18 protein-coding genes are annotated in these 18,427 nt (G+C 34.0%); 5 read left to right on the top strand and 13 right to left on the bottom strand.

All coding sequences use genetic code 11. The features are described 5' to 3' along the window. Positions 1-37 precede the first annotated feature (37 nt). The 3 genes from csrA to DFR79_RS03280 are packed head-to-tail and all read right to left on the bottom strand — an operon-like array spanning position 38 to position 1,014. Positions 38-265 (bottom strand): carbon storage regulator CsrA, encoded by a 228-nt coding sequence (csrA, locus tag DFR79_RS03290; RefSeq protein WP_133514081.1) that lies wholly within the window; start codon positions 263-265, stop codon positions 38-40. Then, positions 265-708, bottom strand: a complete 444-nt coding sequence (fliW, locus tag DFR79_RS03285; protein ID WP_133514080.1) for a flagellar assembly protein FliW — start codon at positions 706-708, stop codon at positions 265-267. Before fliW ends, csrA begins: the two co-directional genes overlap by 1 nt. A 36-nt stretch (positions 709-744) precedes the next feature. Next, the gene (locus tag DFR79_RS03280; RefSeq protein WP_133514079.1) at positions 745-1,014 is read right to left on the bottom strand and encodes a DUF6470 family protein; all 270 of its coding nucleotides are present in this window, start codon (positions 1,012-1,014) and stop codon (positions 745-747) included. A gap of 200 nt (positions 1,015-1,214) precedes the next feature. Between DFR79_RS03280 and DFR79_RS03275 the strand changes: the two genes are divergently transcribed. Beyond that, on the top strand, positions 1,215-1,985 hold the full coding sequence (locus tag DFR79_RS03275) for a glutaminyl-peptide cyclotransferase (RefSeq protein ID WP_133514078.1): 771 nt from the start codon (positions 1,215-1,217) through the stop codon (positions 1,983-1,985). Positions 1,986-2,053: 68 nt separating this feature from the next. Here DFR79_RS03275 and DFR79_RS03270 read toward each other — a convergent pair whose 3' ends face one another. From DFR79_RS03270 to DFR79_RS03235, 8 genes are all read right to left on the bottom strand, one after another. Next, complete coding sequence (locus tag DFR79_RS03270) at positions 2,054-3,406, bottom strand: tetratricopeptide repeat protein (protein WP_133514077.1); 1,353 nt, start codon at positions 3,404-3,406, stop codon at positions 2,054-2,056. A 134-nt stretch (positions 3,407-3,540) separates the two neighbouring features. Then, on the bottom strand, positions 3,541-4,653 hold the full coding sequence (locus DFR79_RS03265) for a sugar ABC transporter permease (RefSeq protein ID WP_133514076.1): 1,113 nt from the start codon (positions 4,651-4,653) through the stop codon (positions 3,541-3,543). A gap of 2 nt (positions 4,654-4,655) precedes the next feature. Then, entirely contained in the window at positions 4,656-6,188 is a 1,533-nt protein-coding gene (locus tag DFR79_RS03260) for a sugar ABC transporter ATP-binding protein (protein ID WP_133514075.1), read from the bottom strand. 90 nt (positions 6,189-6,278) lie between these two features. Then, a complete protein-coding gene (locus DFR79_RS03255; RefSeq protein WP_133514074.1) occupies positions 6,279-7,376 on the bottom strand; it encodes a sugar ABC transporter substrate-binding protein in 1,098 nt (365 codons plus the stop codon). 324 nt (positions 7,377-7,700) lie between these two features. Continuing rightward, entirely contained in the window at positions 7,701-8,849 is a 1,149-nt protein-coding gene (locus tag DFR79_RS03250) for a response regulator (RefSeq protein WP_133514073.1), read from the bottom strand. Positions 8,850-8,851: 2 nt separating this feature from the next. Beyond that, complete coding sequence (locus DFR79_RS03245; RefSeq protein WP_133514072.1) at positions 8,852-10,606, bottom strand: sensor histidine kinase; 1,755 nt, start codon at positions 10,604-10,606, stop codon at positions 8,852-8,854. Between the two features lie 12 nt (positions 10,607-10,618). After that, complete coding sequence (locus DFR79_RS03240) at positions 10,619-11,587, bottom strand: substrate-binding domain-containing protein (protein WP_133514071.1); 969 nt, start codon at positions 11,585-11,587, stop codon at positions 10,619-10,621. A gap of 169 nt (positions 11,588-11,756) precedes the next feature. Continuing rightward, complete coding sequence (locus DFR79_RS03235; RefSeq protein WP_133514070.1) at positions 11,757-11,960, bottom strand: hypothetical protein; 204 nt, start codon at positions 11,958-11,960, stop codon at positions 11,757-11,759. A 172-nt stretch (positions 11,961-12,132) separates the two neighbouring features. Here DFR79_RS03235 and DFR79_RS03230 point away from each other — a divergent pair, with 172 nt between their 5' ends. From DFR79_RS03230 to gndA, 4 genes are all read left to right on the top strand, one after another. Next, positions 12,133-12,768: a lactate utilization protein gene (locus DFR79_RS03230; RefSeq protein ID WP_133514069.1), complete on the top strand. Its 636-nt coding sequence runs from the start codon at positions 12,133-12,135 to the stop codon at positions 12,766-12,768. Positions 12,769-12,830: 62 nt separating this feature from the next. Beyond that, positions 12,831-14,363 (top strand): glucose-6-phosphate dehydrogenase, encoded by a 1,533-nt coding sequence (gene zwf / locus DFR79_RS03225; protein ID WP_432207092.1) that lies wholly within the window; start codon positions 12,831-12,833, stop codon positions 14,361-14,363. Positions 14,364-14,435: 72 nt separating this feature from the next. Beyond that, positions 14,436-15,092, top strand: a complete 657-nt coding sequence (locus tag DFR79_RS03220; protein WP_133514067.1) for a cyclase family protein — start codon at positions 14,436-14,438, stop codon at positions 15,090-15,092. 71 nt (positions 15,093-15,163) lie between these two features. After that, positions 15,164-16,561 (top strand): NADP-dependent phosphogluconate dehydrogenase, encoded by a 1,398-nt coding sequence (gene gndA, locus DFR79_RS03215; protein ID WP_133514066.1) that lies wholly within the window; start codon positions 15,164-15,166, stop codon positions 16,559-16,561. A gap of 89 nt (positions 16,562-16,650) precedes the next feature. Here gndA and DFR79_RS03210 read toward each other — a convergent pair whose 3' ends face one another. Together DFR79_RS03210 and DFR79_RS03205 are read right to left on the bottom strand one after the other, a co-directional pair. Beyond that, positions 16,651-17,625: a YbgA family protein gene (locus tag DFR79_RS03210; RefSeq protein ID WP_133514065.1), complete on the bottom strand. Its 975-nt coding sequence runs from the start codon at positions 17,623-17,625 to the stop codon at positions 16,651-16,653. A 24-nt stretch (positions 17,626-17,649) separates the two neighbouring features. Continuing rightward, positions 17,650-18,426 (bottom strand): DUF1295 domain-containing protein, encoded by a 777-nt coding sequence (locus DFR79_RS03205; protein WP_133514064.1) that lies wholly within the window; start codon positions 18,424-18,426, stop codon positions 17,650-17,652. Position 18,427 lies beyond the last annotated feature (1 nt).

Genomic DNA, 18,427 nt, shown 5'->3' with positions numbered 1-18,427 from the left:
CATATTTTATAATTTTTTACTCAAAATAGCAATAAAACTAAAGATTAAATTTAATATTATTTAATTGATCCAGCAATTTTTTGTTTTTTACTGCTTTTTGATTTTCCTTTTTAACGTCTTCTAAAAGTTCTTTTCTCATAATTTCTATCTCTTTTGGTGCCTCAATACCCAGCTGGACCTTTCCATTTTCAATTCCTACCACAGTTATCTCTATCTGGTCATCAATTATTATTTTCTCATTTAATTTTCTGCTCAATACCAGCATTATTCTGCCACCTCTTCTGCAGCTGCAAAAATTTTATACCGCACCTGATAACGCTGATCATCAAGTATTACCTGCTGGCCAAGTTTTTCTTCCAAATTAATTACTATGGGAGCCGAAAGATTAGCGGTACTATTTTTAAAATCATCTTTTATGGTGATAATATTTAAAATTAATAAATTTGATACACTCTCTATCTTTAGCTTTTTTTCTGTTTTGTCACTAATTTCAAATTCATAATTCTGAATCAAATTTCCCGGCTCCACTGTTACAAAAGCTATATCCGGATCTTCCACTGACTGCATTATAATAAATGGTGATTCCTCTGCCAGTGGTAATAAAATAAATTCTTCTAGTTTTTCAAATCCCGGCAGTCCCGAATTAAAAGAAATGATATCTGATTTATCGATTTCTATTTTACCAAAATCACGGGTCATTATTTCCATTTAAATCCCTCCAAATTAATATTGTTATCTCTTCTTTTATGCCTTAAAATCAATATTTGGTCCCGGTTTATATGCTACAACTAATTCCCGCTGCTCACTGTACATTATTTCTGCTCCCAGATCTGCAATTTTATAGTTTTTAAAATCACTCAGCTTATCACCTGTCGAGGCATAAAAAGCAGCTGCCTTCTGAGCAGCCTCAATCCCTTTTTTAGCAAATTTTTGAGTACTATCTGATAGCTTATAAAATCCCATGGCTTTCCGGGAGGGATAGCTGTCGATATTTAATTCCAATTTCTGCAGCATCCAGTCACTTCCTCTCATAAATCATTATCGTAGATTGTCTTGATTAATTAAATCTAATTACAGCCTTTTAAGCATCATAAAAAGCGCTTAAGAAACTTTTGCTTCCATTTACTCCCCATTATCATTGACTAAAGAAGGTTTTAGCTAATTAATAACGAATATACAGATATATGGATTTAAAAATATTGAGGTGAAAAATAATGAAAAATAAATTTAATTATATAACAATTATTTTAATTTTAATTTTTACTATATTTAGTTCTCCGATTCTTAAGGCAGGAGAAATAAACAAACTGAATTATCAAATATTAGAAAGTTATCAACATGATCCCCAGGCCTTTACTCAGGGCCTGGAAATTTACAATAACTACCTCTATGAAGGGACAGGCCTTTATGGTAGATCTTCATTAAGAAAAGTAAAAATTGAAAGTGGTCAGGTCTTAAAACAAATAAATTTAAATCAAGAATATTTTGGAGAAGGTATCACTATTTTAAATGATAAAATTTATCAATTAACCTGGAAAAAAAATACCGCTTTTGTTTATGACCTTAATTTAAATTTAATTAAAACCTTTAATTACCAGGGGCAGGGCTGGGGTCTGACCAATAATGGTCAGCATTTAATAATGAGTAATGGCAGTGAATTTATCACCTTTAGAGATCCAGAAACATTTGAATCAATTAAAAAAATTGAGGTTAAAAATGGTGATCAAAATATGAAAAACATCAATGAATTGGAATACCATAATGGCTTTATTTATGCAAATATCTGGCAGACAGATTATATTATTAAAATCAATGCTCAAACTGGAAAGGTCCTCGCTTATCTGAATTTAAGTGGTATTTTAAAAACAGATTATACTGGTGAAATAGATGTCCTGAACGGAATTGCCTATGATCCTGAAAAAGATAATTTCTTAATTACAGGAAAATTATGGCCTAAAATTTATAGAATAAAAATAATAAAATAAACCAAAAAAACCCTTATATCAAAAAACAAAGTCCTGAATTTTTGATATAAGGGGCGAATAAATTATTATTAATTTAAAATTTCATAAACCTGTGAATTATTATACTCACTATAAGGATTCTCTCTCCTTAACCTCTTTAAAATTTCCCTGCTTTTTTCCGCTTTTCCTGCTTCATTGAGCATTAAACCAAGATTATACAGAGCTTCATCATAATAATTTGTATCATCATATTCATTTAAGTAGATTCGATAAAAATGTTCAGCTGACTGATAATTATCCATTTTCTCATGAGATCGAGCCAGCAAAAATAGGCTTTCTCTTCTCAAATAATCAGTTTCTGTTAAGTTATAAATACTGTTAAATATATCTGCGGCATTCTGATAATCTTGATTTGAAAAATATTCCATTCCAAGATTAAATAGCTCCTGTTCTGTACCTTCCTCTAAAAAAGTGCTGGCTTCTGCCAATTCTTGCTTCTGCTCTTCTTTTTTTATTAATTCCTGGATGCTATCAAAAGATATTAATGAATTATCATTTTTATACTGAAGCAAATCAGAACGATTCAAGAAATCCAGACTGCCTGAGTTTTGTTTCCTACTTTTACTCTCACTGTTATCTGCTTTCATTTCTGAAAAATTACTCTTATTTTCAGAGCCTGACTCTGAAGCAGGTATTTCTTTATCAGCAGAAAGAGAATTGTTCTCTGTGTTCGAGGAAGCTCCCTGCTGTCTCATATTTTTTTCAGTCTCAGATCGGGCAAATTCAAAACCCTGGATATTCTTCTCAATCCACTTAAATGGACTGAAACCACTTATATTCAAAAATACAGCAAATAAAGATACTGCAATTACACCCGCAATTAGTGCACTCTTTTTATTTGTCTCTGATTTAAAATTAAAGGCATTACTATTTTTATCCTCTTCTTCACACTCCATAATATAATTTTTAATATTCTGGTTTCCGGAATCTAGATCATAAGCCTGATAAAAATATTCCAGTGCTTTTTCATAATTTTCATCTTTCTTATACAAAAGCCCCAGAATAACATAGGGCTCAATCAATTCATCATATTCTGCTGTCAACTTTTTTAAAAACTGTATCTTTTCATTCCGGTTTGCTTCATCATTAAATAAAATATCTTTATATTCTTTTCTAATTTCTTTAAAATCCTGTTTTGTAATTAATTCCAGATAGTCCCGGGCTTTATTATTATCTCTCTGCAGCGAAAGACTTTTACGCCAGGTTTTTTCCGCTTTATCAAATCTACATTTTAAATAATAAGCAAGTCCCAGCAAATTAAGTGCAGACACACTTTTAGAATTAAATTTTAAACATAATTTTAATTCATCAACTGCATCTGAAACATTATTATTTTTTATAGAATTCATAGCATCTTTGTAATTAGCACTATTTTTTTTCATTATAACAACCTTTCCAGATATAATATCTCCATTCTTATTTTATCACATAAAAAGCAATCTGAAAAGAAAAAAAAGACAGCTGAAAATTTAGCCTCCAGCTGTCCCTGTGATATTTGTTATTTTGAAATATAAAATTATGCAGTTTCTCTTCTATTTAAGACATCAATCATTACAGCTAAGATTATAATAAAACCTTTAACGATCATCTGATAAAATGTATTAATTCCTAAAAGACTCATTCCATTATTGATAACTCCAATGATAATGGCACCAATGACTGTACCAGTAATTGTACCTACACCACCCATAAAACTGGTTCCCCCAATGATTACAGAAGCAATAGCATCTAACTCAAAGCCATCACCAAGATTTGGGGAAGCTCCATTTAAACGGGAAGCTAATAAAATACCTGAGGCAGCACTTAAGACACCTGTGATTACAAAAACCATTGTTTTTGATTTTAAAATATTAATTCCAGAAAGCCAGGCTACTTTTTCGTTGCCCCCAATAGCATATAATTTACGACCAAAACGTGTTTTTTGTAAAGTATAAATTCCAATCATTACAATTACGACAAAGATAGCTACAGGAATTGGAATTCCCTGATAACCAATGAAAATCAAAAATCCAGAAACAAATCCAACTAAACTAAGAATAATTCCACCTGTTAATTTAGCCTTATTCCTAACTTTTTCTCCATTCTTAATCTCAATACTGGTTTTAAAAACAGCCCAGATTCCCAAAGCAAGAGCTACCACAAGAATAATCAAAGAAGGTAGTTTAGCAATATAACCACTACCGATACTGGCAAATGTACTATTGGTTACCGGAACTGACACTCCCTGGGTTAAAACAAGGCTTAGTCCCCTTGCAATTGTCATTACCCCCAGAGTAATAATAAAGGGGTGAATATCAAACTTGGCACTCATAAACCCATTAAAAAATCCTATAATTCCACCAATTCCGACTAAAGTAATTAAAATTGCAAGCCACATTCCAAATCCTGCCTGCATCAGTAAAGTAACGGTTACTGCCGATAAACCAACAACAGAACCAACCGAAAGATCAATCCCTGCCAGCAGAATTACCATTGTCATCCCAACAGCAATTATTCCATTAATAGTTACCTGGCGCACCAGGTTAGTCAGGTTTCTGGAACTTAAAAATGAAGGGGATAAAAAACTTAAAATAATAATTAAAAAAATTAATGCAATAAATGTACCATTATTTTTGATGAATTTCTTCAAATTTATTCAACTCCTTTATTACCAGTAGCATATTTCATTATTGTTTCCTGATCCGCTTCAGAACGATCTAATTCAGCGGTTTTCTTTCCCTCTGACATTACAACAATTCGATCACTCATGCCCATGATTTCTGGTAATTCGGAAGAAATCATAATCACTGTAACTCCCTGTTTAACCAGCTGATTCATCAATCGATAAACTTCAGTTTTAGCCCCAACATCAATCCCCCGTGTCGGCTCATCTAAAATTAAGACATCAGAGTCAGTAATCAACCATTTACCAATAACTACCTTCTGCTGATTACCCCCACTTAATTTTTCTACAAAAACATCCAGACCAGGAGTTTTAATGTTTAATTCATTAACATATTTTTCAGTTACAGCTCTTTCTGCATGATTATCCATCGCTAACTTTGAACTGAATTTTTTAATTGAGGGTAGGGTCATATTCATTACCAGATTTTTATCTAGGAGAAGACCCAATTCTTTTCTATCTTCAGTAACTAGAGCAATACCATTATTAATTGCATCTGCCGGAGCTTTAATCTTCAGCTTTTCACCATTAAGATAAACTTCGCCTTCGCTTTTTTTACCATAAACTCCAAAAATCGCATTAACTAACTCAGTTCTTCCAGCACCCATCAAACCAGATATACCAAGGATTTCACCTTTGTAAGCTGAAAAGGAAACATCATCTACCAGCTTTTTCTCAGGATTAAATGGATCTGGAACTGATATATTTTTCACTTCTAGAGTCTTTTCACCTCTATCAAAATCATGATTTGGAAAAAGATCATTAATATCTCGTCCGACCATTCTGGTTATAATCTCATCTAGGGTAACCTGGTCAATCTTAATCTTATCTCCAATTGTTGAACCATCTCTTAACACCACAACTGAGTCTGCTATTTCCTTAATTTCTTCCATTTTATGAGAAATATAAATTATTGAAACTCCACTGGCCCTTAACTCATTGATTACAGTAAAAAGTTCATTAATCTCCGATTCAGTAAGAGCAGAAGTAGGTTCATCAAAAACTAAAATTCTGGTATCTAAAGAAAGTGCTTTTGCAATCTCAACCATCTGCTGTTTCCCAACTGTTAAATCTCCAAGTTCTATTCTGGGATCAATATTCATGTTAAGTCGAGACAGCATTTTTGCAGCATTATCATACAGCTGTTCCCATTTTATTCCACCAAATTTATTTAAAGGATGTCGATCTAAAAATATATTTTCAGCAACAGATAGGTCAGGCAGCAAATTTAATTCCTGATGAATAATCCCAATCCCGGCTTCTTCTGCTTCTCTTGTGTTATCAAAACGAACAAGTTGATCATCAAGATAAATATCCCCTTCATAGGTAGGATAGGGCCAGACACCACTTAAAACTTTCATTAAAGTTGATTTACCGGCACCATTTTCTCCAACCAGAGCTAAAATTTCTCCTTTTTCCAGAGTGAAATTTACATGATCCAGAGCTCTTACACCAGGAAAGTCTTTAATTATACTTTTCATTTCCAGAATTTCTTCAGCCATCTATTTTACCTCCAGAATTGATTATTTACAAAGCAGTCCCATCCACAATTGGATGGGACTGCTATACTATTTGATCTTATAGACTTATATTTACTCTTCTTTAAAAATCTCTGTTGCTTCGTGAAATCCATCAGCAACTACAGTATCCATAATATTGTCCTGATTAACAACAACGATTTCTGTAATTACAGTTGGAACTTCCTTCTGACCATTATCAACATAACGGTCGATCTTTACAATTTCGTCGATTGGCTTATCTGGGTTCTTTGCTAAGGTAACTGCTACTTCTGCAGCTTTATAAGCTAAGGGTTTAATCTTTTTAAAGATTTCAACAGTCTGCTTACCCTGAGCAATATATCTAATATTAATTAAATCAGCATCAGAACCGGCAACAAATACCTCATCACTATCTGCCATACCCTGAGCTTCTAAAGCTCTTACCGCACCGGAAGCCATACCACTATTATTCGCCACAACAGCATCAATATTATTGTCATATTTTGTTAGAGCGTTTTCAACTGTTGCCATTGCTAGATTTGGTGACCAGCCTTCATGGCTCTGATCTACTACTAAGTTTAGTCCTTCATATTTTGCAACAGTATCTAAAACACCCTGAGAAAATGCATTTGCATTGGAGTCACCAGGCTGTCCTCTTAATAAAACTACATTACCTTTTACTTCTCCACGGTTTTCTTTAAACCATTTTACCATGGCCTGACCCTGCAGTTCACCAACAGCCCAACTATTTTGAGTTAAGAATACATCTACAGCACTGTTCATGATTAATGAATCATAATTTACTACAGCAACACCAGATTCATGTGCCATTTTAACCATGTTGCTTGCTGTACCTGTATTTACAGGCTGGAGTACTATTACATCAGCACCCTGAGTTAACATATTTTCAAACTTAGAAAGCTGAAGATTTTCGTCATTGTTAGCTGAATCAAAAATTACTTCATCAGCACCTAATTCTTCTGCTTTTTCAATAAAAGCATCTCTATCTTTAATATATCTTTCTTCCTGCATTGTCTTTAGCAGAAATCCAACTTTGACCAGACCATCATCTTCTTTTTGATTATTACCAAGAAGATTGTCTAACCAACCGCCACCATCCTGTGCAAAAGCCGCCATTGAGATTGAGGAAACTAATAAAATTACTACCAACAAAATACTTAATTTTTTCATAATTAACCCCCTAATAGTTTTCTCAATGTGAACCATTATTAACTTATAATTACTTATAATCCTCAAAGAGTTATTTGATCTATTAAGATTGTATACAATAATTAGCGGATTAACCATAGAATATTTTTTTAAACCCTTGAATATTTTTGGTATTAATGAATTTAGACCATTATATAAGTTTTTCAAAGCTGTTATCTTTTTTACCTTGTTGTTCACTCCGCGTCCTGCTCCACTGATTATCATAAAAAAATCCCCAGCCTTAAATTTCAGCTGAGGATTCTGGATATCTTTATATTATATTTTTCAGTAAGGCCATAACAACAATTAAAGAAGGTTTATATTATCTCTATAAGTCGTGGGAGAGGCTCCGACCAGTTTTTTAAACCAGGAGCTAAAATAATAGGCATCATTAAATCCAAGCTGGTCTGCAATCTGATAAATTTTATCATCTGTTGTTTTCAAAAGTTCTTTAGCTTTGTTTAATCTAATCATATTAAGATACTCACTGAAGCTTTCACCACTTTCTTCATGGAAGAGATTGCTTAAATGACCGGCACTTAAATTAAATTTGCGGGCCATCTCACTTAAAGTAATTCCATCCTGATAATTTGCAGCTACATATTCTTTCATCTCACTAATAATTTCTGCGTTTTTATCACCAGGATTAAAAGAAATTAAATCATGTAGTCTGAGCAAAAACTCCTTCAGGATGATTCCTATTTCTTTTAAGTCATCATGATTGATCTTCTCTATCCTATCTTTATCAATAATTTTCATTAAATCTTCAGCTTCATAATCTAAATCCTTGATGATTTTAAAACTTTCTAAAATCAAATTATTTAAAACAACATATAACTTTTCTTTATTTAAATCTACACCTTGTAATTCTACAATAATTTTATTTACTGTGTTTAAAATGTCTTCTTTACTACCTCTTTTTAAAACTGCATTTAAGTCAATCCTATCCATAATTAAAGATTGATGCTGAAAAAACTGGTCATCTATTAACCAGTTATATATTGTATTAAGCTTATTTTGATTAATATAACTGGATATTTCACCTCTTAAAACAGCAAGCCGCTGTTCATTGTTTTTCTCTTTAATCAGTTCATCTCTGGCTTTATTAACAACCTGCAGCAGTTTTTTTGAACGAAAGGGTTTTAATAGATAATCATTGACCCCAAAGCGAATTGATTTTTGTGCATATTCAAATTCTGCAAAACCAGAAATTACAATCACCTTGAGATGGTCACCACTTTTTCTGGCTTTTTCTATTAAATTCATCCCACTCAATTTGGGCATCTGGATATCAGTCACCAGAATATCTATTCCCTTTTCTTTTATAATTTTTAAAGCCTGTTCTCCATTGGCAGCAGCAAAGATTTGATAGCCCTCTTTTTCCCAGTCTGTATTATTAATCAATTTTTCTCGAATTGGCTTTTCATCATCAACAAGCAGTAAATTAAAACTCAAAGTTACCTTCCCCCTCTCTGATCAATTCTGATAGTAACAACTGTTTTTTCTCCTTTAATACTTTCAACTGTTAGTCCAGAACTTCCACCATACATCAATTTTAAACGCTGATCCACATTGCGCAGGCCAAAGTATTTCTGCTGATCATTGGTTTCCAGCTCACCAGTCAAAATTTTATTAATTTCTTTAACTTTTGCAGCTGAGATTCCAGCTCCATTATCTACAATTTTAAAATATATATTCTTATCTTCTCTGTAACCTTTAACAATGATCAAACCCTTTTTTTCAGTCGGCAGCAGACCATGATAAATTGAATTTTCAACAATCGGCTGCAGTATTAACTTGGGAATGTGTTTATCCATTATTTCCAAATCTTCTATATCAATAATATATTCATATTCTTCTCCGTGCCTGAACTGCTGAATAAAGAGATAATTTTTTACATGTTTAATCTCATTTCTAATTAATACCATTTCCTTACCGTGGCTTAAGCTGAGTCGAAAAAACTTACCTAATGCTTCAACCATATGAGTTGCCCGGTCAAAATCCTTATTTTCTAAAAGACCAATAATTAAGTCAAGAGTGTTATAAATAAAGTGAGGTTTAATCTGATTATCAAGGCTCTGCATTTCCAGCTGTCTTAAAAGTTTTTGTTCTTTAACATTCTGCTCCATCAATTTATTTATTCGCCTGATCATTTTATTAAAACTCTGACCTAATTCTGCAATTTCATCATCACCACTGATATCAATTTTAACTGACAGGTCATTTTCGGAAGCACGATGAGTTAATTCCTGCAGCTTCTGGATTGGCCTGGACAAAGAAGAGGACAAATAAAGAGCAAGTAAAATAATTAATAAGAGAATAGTTCCTGTCATATAGATTGTAAGTTCTGTAATATAATTAAGTTCTGCTTCTACCTCATCAGCAGAAGCCATACTAATTATATACCAGCCTGTTGATTTAGAAAAAGTGGAAGTCAATAAATACTGTTCTCCATTCAAGCTAATTTTTCGATCGGGAAAACCATCATTATATAAAAGACTTCTTTCTCCAATCTTCTCCTTTTCCGGGTGATAAATAATATCCCCATTTTGATCAGCAATTAAAAAATAGCTCTTTTTCCCAAGATTGAAATCTGTCAGGTTTGCCAGTACATCCAGATCAATATCTGCAGAAATCAAAACATTTTCCTCTGCTATCTCCGGATAATAGGAGCTTACAATGGTTATAACTTCCTGCTGAAAGTAGCTTTTATATGGTGGTGTAATATATATATCTCCACTTAAATTGGGATACATTTTAGCTTTGAAAGCTTCTAGATCAATGTTAAAAGTCCCGTAGCTGCTGATTCTGCGTCCATCCTGAAAAGTGATAGCTATATCTTCCAGACCCGGTTTCATCTGCTTTAGATTATTGAAGTCCTCCCAAATTCTAAAAGCATACTTTCTATTATTGCGAAAATCATTAGCCTGGGTTAGCTTAATAAACTGATTGATATAAAAATCCTGTTCTCTACTTAAAAATCTTTCTATCTCACTAATATAATCTTCCAGATCTCTTTCCATCCTGTTTACCATTTCCTGAGAATAATCACTGATCCGATCATTAATTGCACCCCGATAAATATTAAAAGAAAGCAGACCAAATAATAAAATTGGCAGCAGACCAATTACCAGAAAAGAAATAATAAGTTTAGTTCTAATCGTATGAATCTCTATTCTATTAAATAATTTTTTTATAAGATTATTAAACATTAACTTCCCACCTTATTTAACTCTCCAGGGTCGATGAGTCTGCAAAAGACGCTGTAAATTTTTTTCATTAGCAATCTGTAAGCCTGTCTCAATATATTCATCTGGCTTAATTCCATATTTTATATAATTATATAATGTTGATAGTCCTTTAGATCCCATAGTAGCCATATCCTGACCGACCAGATAATGCAGCAAACCTCTTTCCTGTAATAACAGAGCATCATAAAAAATATCAATTCCTACTGCCACACCACCATTTTTTGCCCAGCGCTGAAAATTTGGTAAAGCCTCTGCGGGAACATAAAAAGGCCAGCCACCTACAAAAAATATAATGTCAATGTCAGGATTTTTCTGTAGATACTGTTCCAGCAATTCTACTGAGAGATTAACACTATCCTGATTTTCAACAATATCCTGGACTCCAATATTTGTGTTTTCAACCTTATCTAAAAAGCCATTAATTCTGCGATCTAAATTTAATGCTCCTCTAACACCTGTCATGATCATGGTCTTAAGCTGCTTATTTTTTGAATTATAATCAATATTTTTGGATTCTAAAACCTCAAGTAAACCTTCAGCTGTGACCTTTCCGGCCTCATAATTATCAATTCCTATATGAAAAAGTCGCTTACTGTCCGGAGCATCAGCATCAAAAGTTGCAACAGCTATCCCTTTTTCTACCGCCTTATTTATTACCTCTATATATTCTGGAGTATTATTAACACTAACTACCATCCCATCCACATTTCTGGCAATTAAACTTTCAATTATATTTATTTGTGCCTCAGCATTATAGGCAAAAGGAGCCACCCACTCGATATTAATACCCAGATCAATAGCCTTTTCCTGAGCATGTTCAAAAGCATCAAGAAAAATCGGATTGTCCAGCGATCTGGGCACATAAGCTATAGTTATTTCCTCGCTGCTTTTAGCTTTTTGTTGATCGTTTTCTGCAGCAGCAGTCATAGTTAAGCTCAGCACAAAAATTACACTCAGTATTAAAAAAAATAAAATTCTATTTTTGGAAAAGAACAAATTTTATCACCTCAATTATTTTACCTTTCTATCTCAAAATTAGAAAAATTACGAACAATGTATAAAAAAAGGACCCAATTAAAGGCCCTTAATCATTAAATATAAATATTACTAACTAAGCCATTAAATTGACATTTTGTCCCCTGCCTGAGCCAGCAACACGAGCCTGCTGCACTGCCTGCGAAGTCTCTTCCATTCCTTCCACAAGTTTAGAAACCTGACCGGCAGTCTGACCCATTGCCTGCCTCATACTGGAAATACTCAAAGCCTGCTGCACACTTGCAATCTGATTCTGCATCGCGACATTTACACTACTCATTCTATCACTCCCTTGAGATTTTCACTTAATTAAACTCAATATATACTCTAATAATAGCAGACTTTAGCTTATTTTTCCACTATTTTGAGTAATTAATTAAATAAAGCAGGTAATTATAGTCCTTTTGTATAATTAGTATTAGTGAGAGACTAAATTTGAAAGGAGAATTTTAATGAATGCAAAAAAAGATTATTACAAAATTAAAGCTGAAAATTTAATCAAAAACTTTGCCGGCAGAAATATTGATGGATATTTTGTCGAAAATTCAGAAGCAGCAGGTGAAAAAGTTCTTGAATTAATTGAAGCTAATACTACAGTTTCCTGGGGTGGATCAAAAACTCTGCAGCAGATTGAAATCTTTGATAAATTAAAATCAGGCAGTTACAGGCTTCTGGATAGAGCTGCTGCAAAAGATTCAGAAGAAAAAAAAGAAATATATCATCAGGCCTTAAGTACTGACTATTATCTGATGAGCTCCAATGCTGTTACTCAGTCGGGCAAATTGGTTAATGTAGACGGTAATGGTAACCGCCTGGCCGCATTGATCTATGGGCCAAAAAATGTGATCATTGTTGCCGGAATGAATAAAGTTACAGTTGACGAGGAAAGTGCTGTTAAAAGAGTTCGTAATCAGGCAGCTCCGGCCAATGCTATCCGACTTGATCAAAAAACTCCCTGTGTTAAGACCGGTTACTGCCACAGCTGCAAAGTAGAAGATACTATCTGCTGCCAGACTGTGATCACCCGTTATTCCCGCTCTACGGGGAGAATTAAAGTTATTTTAGTTGCAGAAGAGCTCGGATTTTAGAATGTTAATCTATTTACAGTAATCTCAGAGTAATTGTGTTACCTTTATAGTAGTTATGGGAGGTGTTTCAATTGAATAAAACATTAGATAAACTTTACAATAGTCCCGTTGATAAAAATATCGAAGAAAACTTTCAATTCATCTTATTTGGGGGAACCGGTGATCTGGCACATAATAAAATTATACCTGCTTTTTATAATCTAGCAGCTAAAAATATACTGCCGGATCAATATACAATTTTTGCTACCGGCCGCCGCTATGATAGTGAGCAGGAATATTTAGATGCTTTTTATAATACACTGCAGAATAAAAAGGAAGAGGTAGATAAACAAATCTGGCAGTCCCTGGCAGAACACATTGAATATTTTCAGCTGTCCTTTAAAGATGAAAATGATTTTGAAAGACTGAGGGAAAGACTGGCTCAAAAATCTGAAACTGAAGAAATCAGTAACCGGATATTTTATCTGGCAACTGCACCTAAATTTTTTGCAGAAATTGCTGAAAAACTGGAGGAATTCAATTTATTAAATGTTGGTTTTGAAAATCATGATTCCAGACTGGTAATTGAAAAACCATTTGGTCATGATTTTGATTCAGCACAGAAATTGAACAACACCCTCAGTAATATTTTTTCAGAAAAAAATATCTTTAGAATAGATCATTATCTGGGAAAAGAAATGATCCAGAATATAATGGTTATCAGATTAAGCAACCCTATCTTTAGAGCTCTCTGGAACAAAGAGCATATTGATAATATCCAGATCTACTTAAATGAATCAGAGGGAGTAAAAGACCGCGGTAAGTATTATGATGATACCGGCGTAATTAAAGATATGTTCCAGAATCACATACTCCAGGTTTTATCCTTAATTGCCATGGAAGAACCGGAAAATTTAAGTGCTGAAGAAATTTCTGATAAAAAAGTGGAAGTTTTTAAAGAATTAGCTGATAATGATCTAAGTAATATTGATAAACATATTGTCCGGGGGCAGTATGATTCCAATACCGTTGACGGAGAAAAGTTGAAAGCCTATCGAGAAGAAAAAGAAATTGATCCCGAATCAGAAACTGCAACCTTTATGGCTCTTAAATTATTTTTAAATAATCAGCGCTGGCGTGATGTACCAATTTATCTAAAATCAGGTAAAAGATTAAGTAAAAAAGAAGCTGCAATTGCGATTGAATTTAAAGATGATTTTCATTCTGCCTATCTGGAAAAGCAAGATTTGGATACTAATCTCTTATTAATTAATATTCAACCAGAAGAAGGAGTTTCTCTGCGGTTTAACACCCGTAAACCAGCAAGTAATAATCAGATTATACCGGTCGAAATGGAATTCTGTCAGAGCTGTCAGCAGTATTTTAACTCACCCGAGAATTATGAAGGCCTTATTTATGATATGATCCACGGGGATAAAACGCTCTTTACCAGCTGGGAAGAAGTTTCTTATTCCTGGAAGTTTATAGATAAGATTCAGCATAAATGTGCAGAAGAAAATATTAAGCTTCATCAATATCCCGCTCAAAGTGAAGGTCCTCAAGCAGCGGATAAACTGCTGGAAGCCGATGGACGCAGCTGGCTTGATAAGGAGTGATCCAGGGAAAAACAAATTATACTACAACCATCTTATACTGAAGCTATTTAAGCTTTAAAGGAGGAAATATAGATGTATGATATTTCAATGACTATCAAAAAAGATATGTTAGTTTATAAAGGAAAAAATGAAATTAGACCACGTCTCTCTACAGTCAGAGACTTCAGTCAGGGGGATGCCCACGAGTCTGAACTGCAGATGAATGTCCACACTGGAACCCATGTTGATGCACCACTCCATATGCTGAAAGACGGAGACAGTGCAAACTTATTCTTTGCAGAAAATCCATTTTATCAGGCTCAGTTAATTGATTTAACCGAGCTGGATGAAAAAATTACAGCTGCTGACTTAAAAGAATATGAAATAGAAGAAAATTCTTTTTTAATTCTAAAGACCAAAAATTCTATTCCCGGTTTTCTGGAAGAAACTCCAGAAAAATTTATTTATCTGGCTGAAAGCGGTGCAGAATATCTAATTGCGAAAAGTGTTAAAGGAGTCGGAATTGACACTAATGGTATAGAAAGAGCTCAATCTGAGCATCCAACTCATAAAAAACTGCTGACTCAACCGATCATGATTCTGGAAGGTTTGAGACTAAATGAAGTTCCCGCAGGAAATTATGTTTTATTGCTTTCACTTTTAAAAATTGCAGACAGTGACGGCCTTCCTGGAAGAGCTTATTTATTTGAACAGGGTGAAATTGAAACCATACTGAAGCTATTTAAATAAACTGTCACTGGAACTGTCACTGGATTTGAAATTATCTTTATTTTGAAATGCCTATAAGGAGGTAATTATAAATGAAAAAATACGAGATTGGATTGTTCGGACTTTCAGTAATGGGTCAGAATCTGGCTCTTAATATTGCCCGCAGCCATTCCATTGCCGTTTACAATCGGACAACAAGTAAAACCGAAAATTTTATTAATAACAAAGTGGATAATCAGGAAGTTAAAGCAGCTTATGAGCTGGAGGACTTTGTCTCTTCTCTTGAAAAGCCCCGCAAAATTATGCTGATGATTCAGGCTGGTAAACCTGTTGACCTGGTTATTGACAGCCTGCTACCTTATTTAGAAAAAGATGACATTATTATTGATGGGGGAAATTCTTATTTTGAAGATACCAATAGACGATTAAATAATCTTAAGGAGAAAGGAATTCGTTATCTGGGAGTCGGAATCAGTGGTGGTGAATATGGTGCCCTGCATGGACCTTCCATTATGCCCGGTGGTAACGAAAAAGCCTATTCAGAAGTATCCGATATTATGGAAGATGCTGCTGCCAAAACTGAAAAAGGTGCCTGTGTCAGTTACTTAGGCCCCCGTTCTGCAGGCCACTATGTAAAAATGGTTCATAATGGGATTGAATATGGTATTATGGAAGTCCTGGCTGAAGTCTATGACTATCTGCGGAAAGTGCTGCAGCTAAAACCGGCAGAAATGGGAGATATTTTCGCTGAATGGAATCAGGATTTTGAGTCATATTTAGTCGAAATAACTGCTAAAATCATGAAAAAAGATGACCCTAAAACCGGCCGAAAATTAATAGATTTAATTCTTGATAAAGCCAAACACAAAGGTACCGGTAAATGGAGTGTTCAGAGTGCTTTAGACCTGGGAACGGCAATTCCTACCATCAACGCCGGAGTTAATGCTCGTTTGATGTCAGCAATTAAAGAAGAAAGAGTGGAAAATGCCGCTCAACTTAAAAGCAGTAATCGAGCCGTAGTTAATAAAAAAGAAATGCTGCCTCTGCTCAAATCAGCACTTTATTTTTCTTCGGTAATTGCTTATGCAGAAGGTTTTAAACTTCTAAATGCTGCCTCTGAGGAATATGATTATAACTTGAATTACAAAGAAATTGCCCGCATCTGGGAAGATGGCTGTATTATTCGTTCCGGGCTTTTAGAACCTATCCAGGAAGCTTTTTCAGATAACAGGGATTTAAATACTTTAATTACAGCTCAGCAATTTAAATCTCAGCTTAATGCAGCCGCTGAAGAAATTACTGAATTAATAACAACTGCAGCTCAATCAGGACTACCCCTGACTGCTGTTCATTCTGCTCTAGATTATTTTAACAGCCTTAAATCGGAAGAACTACCTGCCAATTTAATTCAGGCCCAGCGCGACTTCTTTGGAGCTCACACCTATCAGAGACGAGATGATGAAGGTACATTCCACACTGAGTGGGAGTAAAATTTTATAGTTATCAATAATATTATAGGTACCAGGTACAAATCGTTCGATTTGTACCTGGTACCTACCTTTCTATCTTTTTACTATTTTTATATTCTACCATTTCCTGAATCACTCAAATCAATCAGGCCCTCTGGATAAGGACTGAATACTGTCTGCGGTATCAGATATTCCACTTTAAATCTAATAACCCAGGATCTAAGTAAAGCAAGAGGCAGTGAAAATGGAACTTTATCATTACGAAAATCTTTAAGAGTATCTAAAAAATACTCTCTTTCCTCCCGGCTGATATCTGATGATACATATCCAAAAATATGCTGCAGCATATTAACTCTTTTGCCTGTATCAGGCAGTACATTGATAGTTTCAACTAATTTATCTCTATATTTATCCATTGTTGCTTTAGTTTTTCCTTTTTCGTGAGCAGCAGCTATTCTTCCCAGTTTATTTAAGCCACTCTGGTTATAGGACATAATCAAATATTTATTATTACTGTGAAAATTAATCAGTTCTTTTATCTCTCCACTTTCTAATACAGTTCGGAGATCTGCCAGCATAAAAATTTTGATCAAGAAATTCTCCCTTAATTTAAAATTCTTGAGTCTTCCCTCATTTTCTATAACCAGAGAAGGAAAAATTTCTGCCAGCTCATCTGTAAAATAACCTGCTCTTTTTTCACCCAGTGCAGGCACCTTTCCTGCCTCAGGATAAACCTTAGAATCACTGCTTCCACAGGAAGGAGATCTGGTTTTAGCAATAAAACCTTCCACCTTTTCTTCCTCTAATTCGGAAGTTAGTTTTTCAATATAAATATCCATTTTTTCTGTATGGTCTTCTCCAGTCATTGAATCCACCAGTTTATACTGATCATCTTTTTTAATCAGACGAATAGAGTTACGGGGAACCCCCAGACCAATCTCAACTTCTGGACAGATCTTAATATAATTAACATGTTCCTCTAAATTCCGCACAAATTTATCAGGGATTTTATCACCATTATAGCGGCACTTACAGTACTCTAAACATTTACTTAAAATCAAATTAGGTTTTTCAAAATCTCTCAAAATAAATTCCTCCTGCCTCTATTTTTATTTTTTAGGAAACCAGGGAAAAAATTTATTAGTTTTTTCCGCATATCTCTGGTATTCTTCATCATCAGCATATCGCTTTTCTAATAAAGGTACCCCGGAAACAAACCGGAGCAATAAAGTCATAATTATTGGACTAAAAATAAATTTCCAGCCTCCACTGACTGCAAGTGCAATAACAAAATAACCCCACCAGACTAAAGCATCACCAAAATAATTAGGATGACGGGTATATTTCCAGACTCCAGATTTTAAGACATGACCGTCTTTTTCTGATTCAGGAAGTGCTTTAAACTCTTTAAGCTGTTTATCAGCTGCTGCCTCAAAAGCAAAACCAAGACCCCAGATAAAAAGCCCAATAAAATCAATTATCTTTAAACTATGGTAAGGAGCAGAAATAATTTTAATAATTGGTGTAGAAATTATAAATAAAAGTACTCCCTGCAGCATAAATACTCTTAAAAAAGACTTTAGATAAAAATGGTCCCAGTTTTCTCTCCATTTTGCATAGCGAAAATCTTCACCCTGACCCAAATTTCTTTTAAAAATATGATAACTTAATCTTAAACCCCAGATGGTTACAATAAAAGTAATCAGAAAAGAACGCAAATTATAATTATTGGTCAGGTAGAGCGCCATATTAGCTGTATAAACATACCCTAAACCCCAGCCAATATCAACAATAGAATTATCCTTTTTTAAAACTGCGATTACAAAAAATATGGTAAAATAAAGTAGAACTAAAAGAAATACCTGGAAATAAATAGAAGTCAGCATT

The sequence above is a fragment of the Halanaerobium saccharolyticum genome (assembly GCF_004362045.1).
Classification (GTDB): Bacteria; Bacillota; Halanaerobiia; order Halanaerobiales; family Halanaerobiaceae; genus Halanaerobium; species Halanaerobium saccharolyticum_C.
This window is presented reverse-complemented; position numbering and strand designations above follow the sequence as displayed.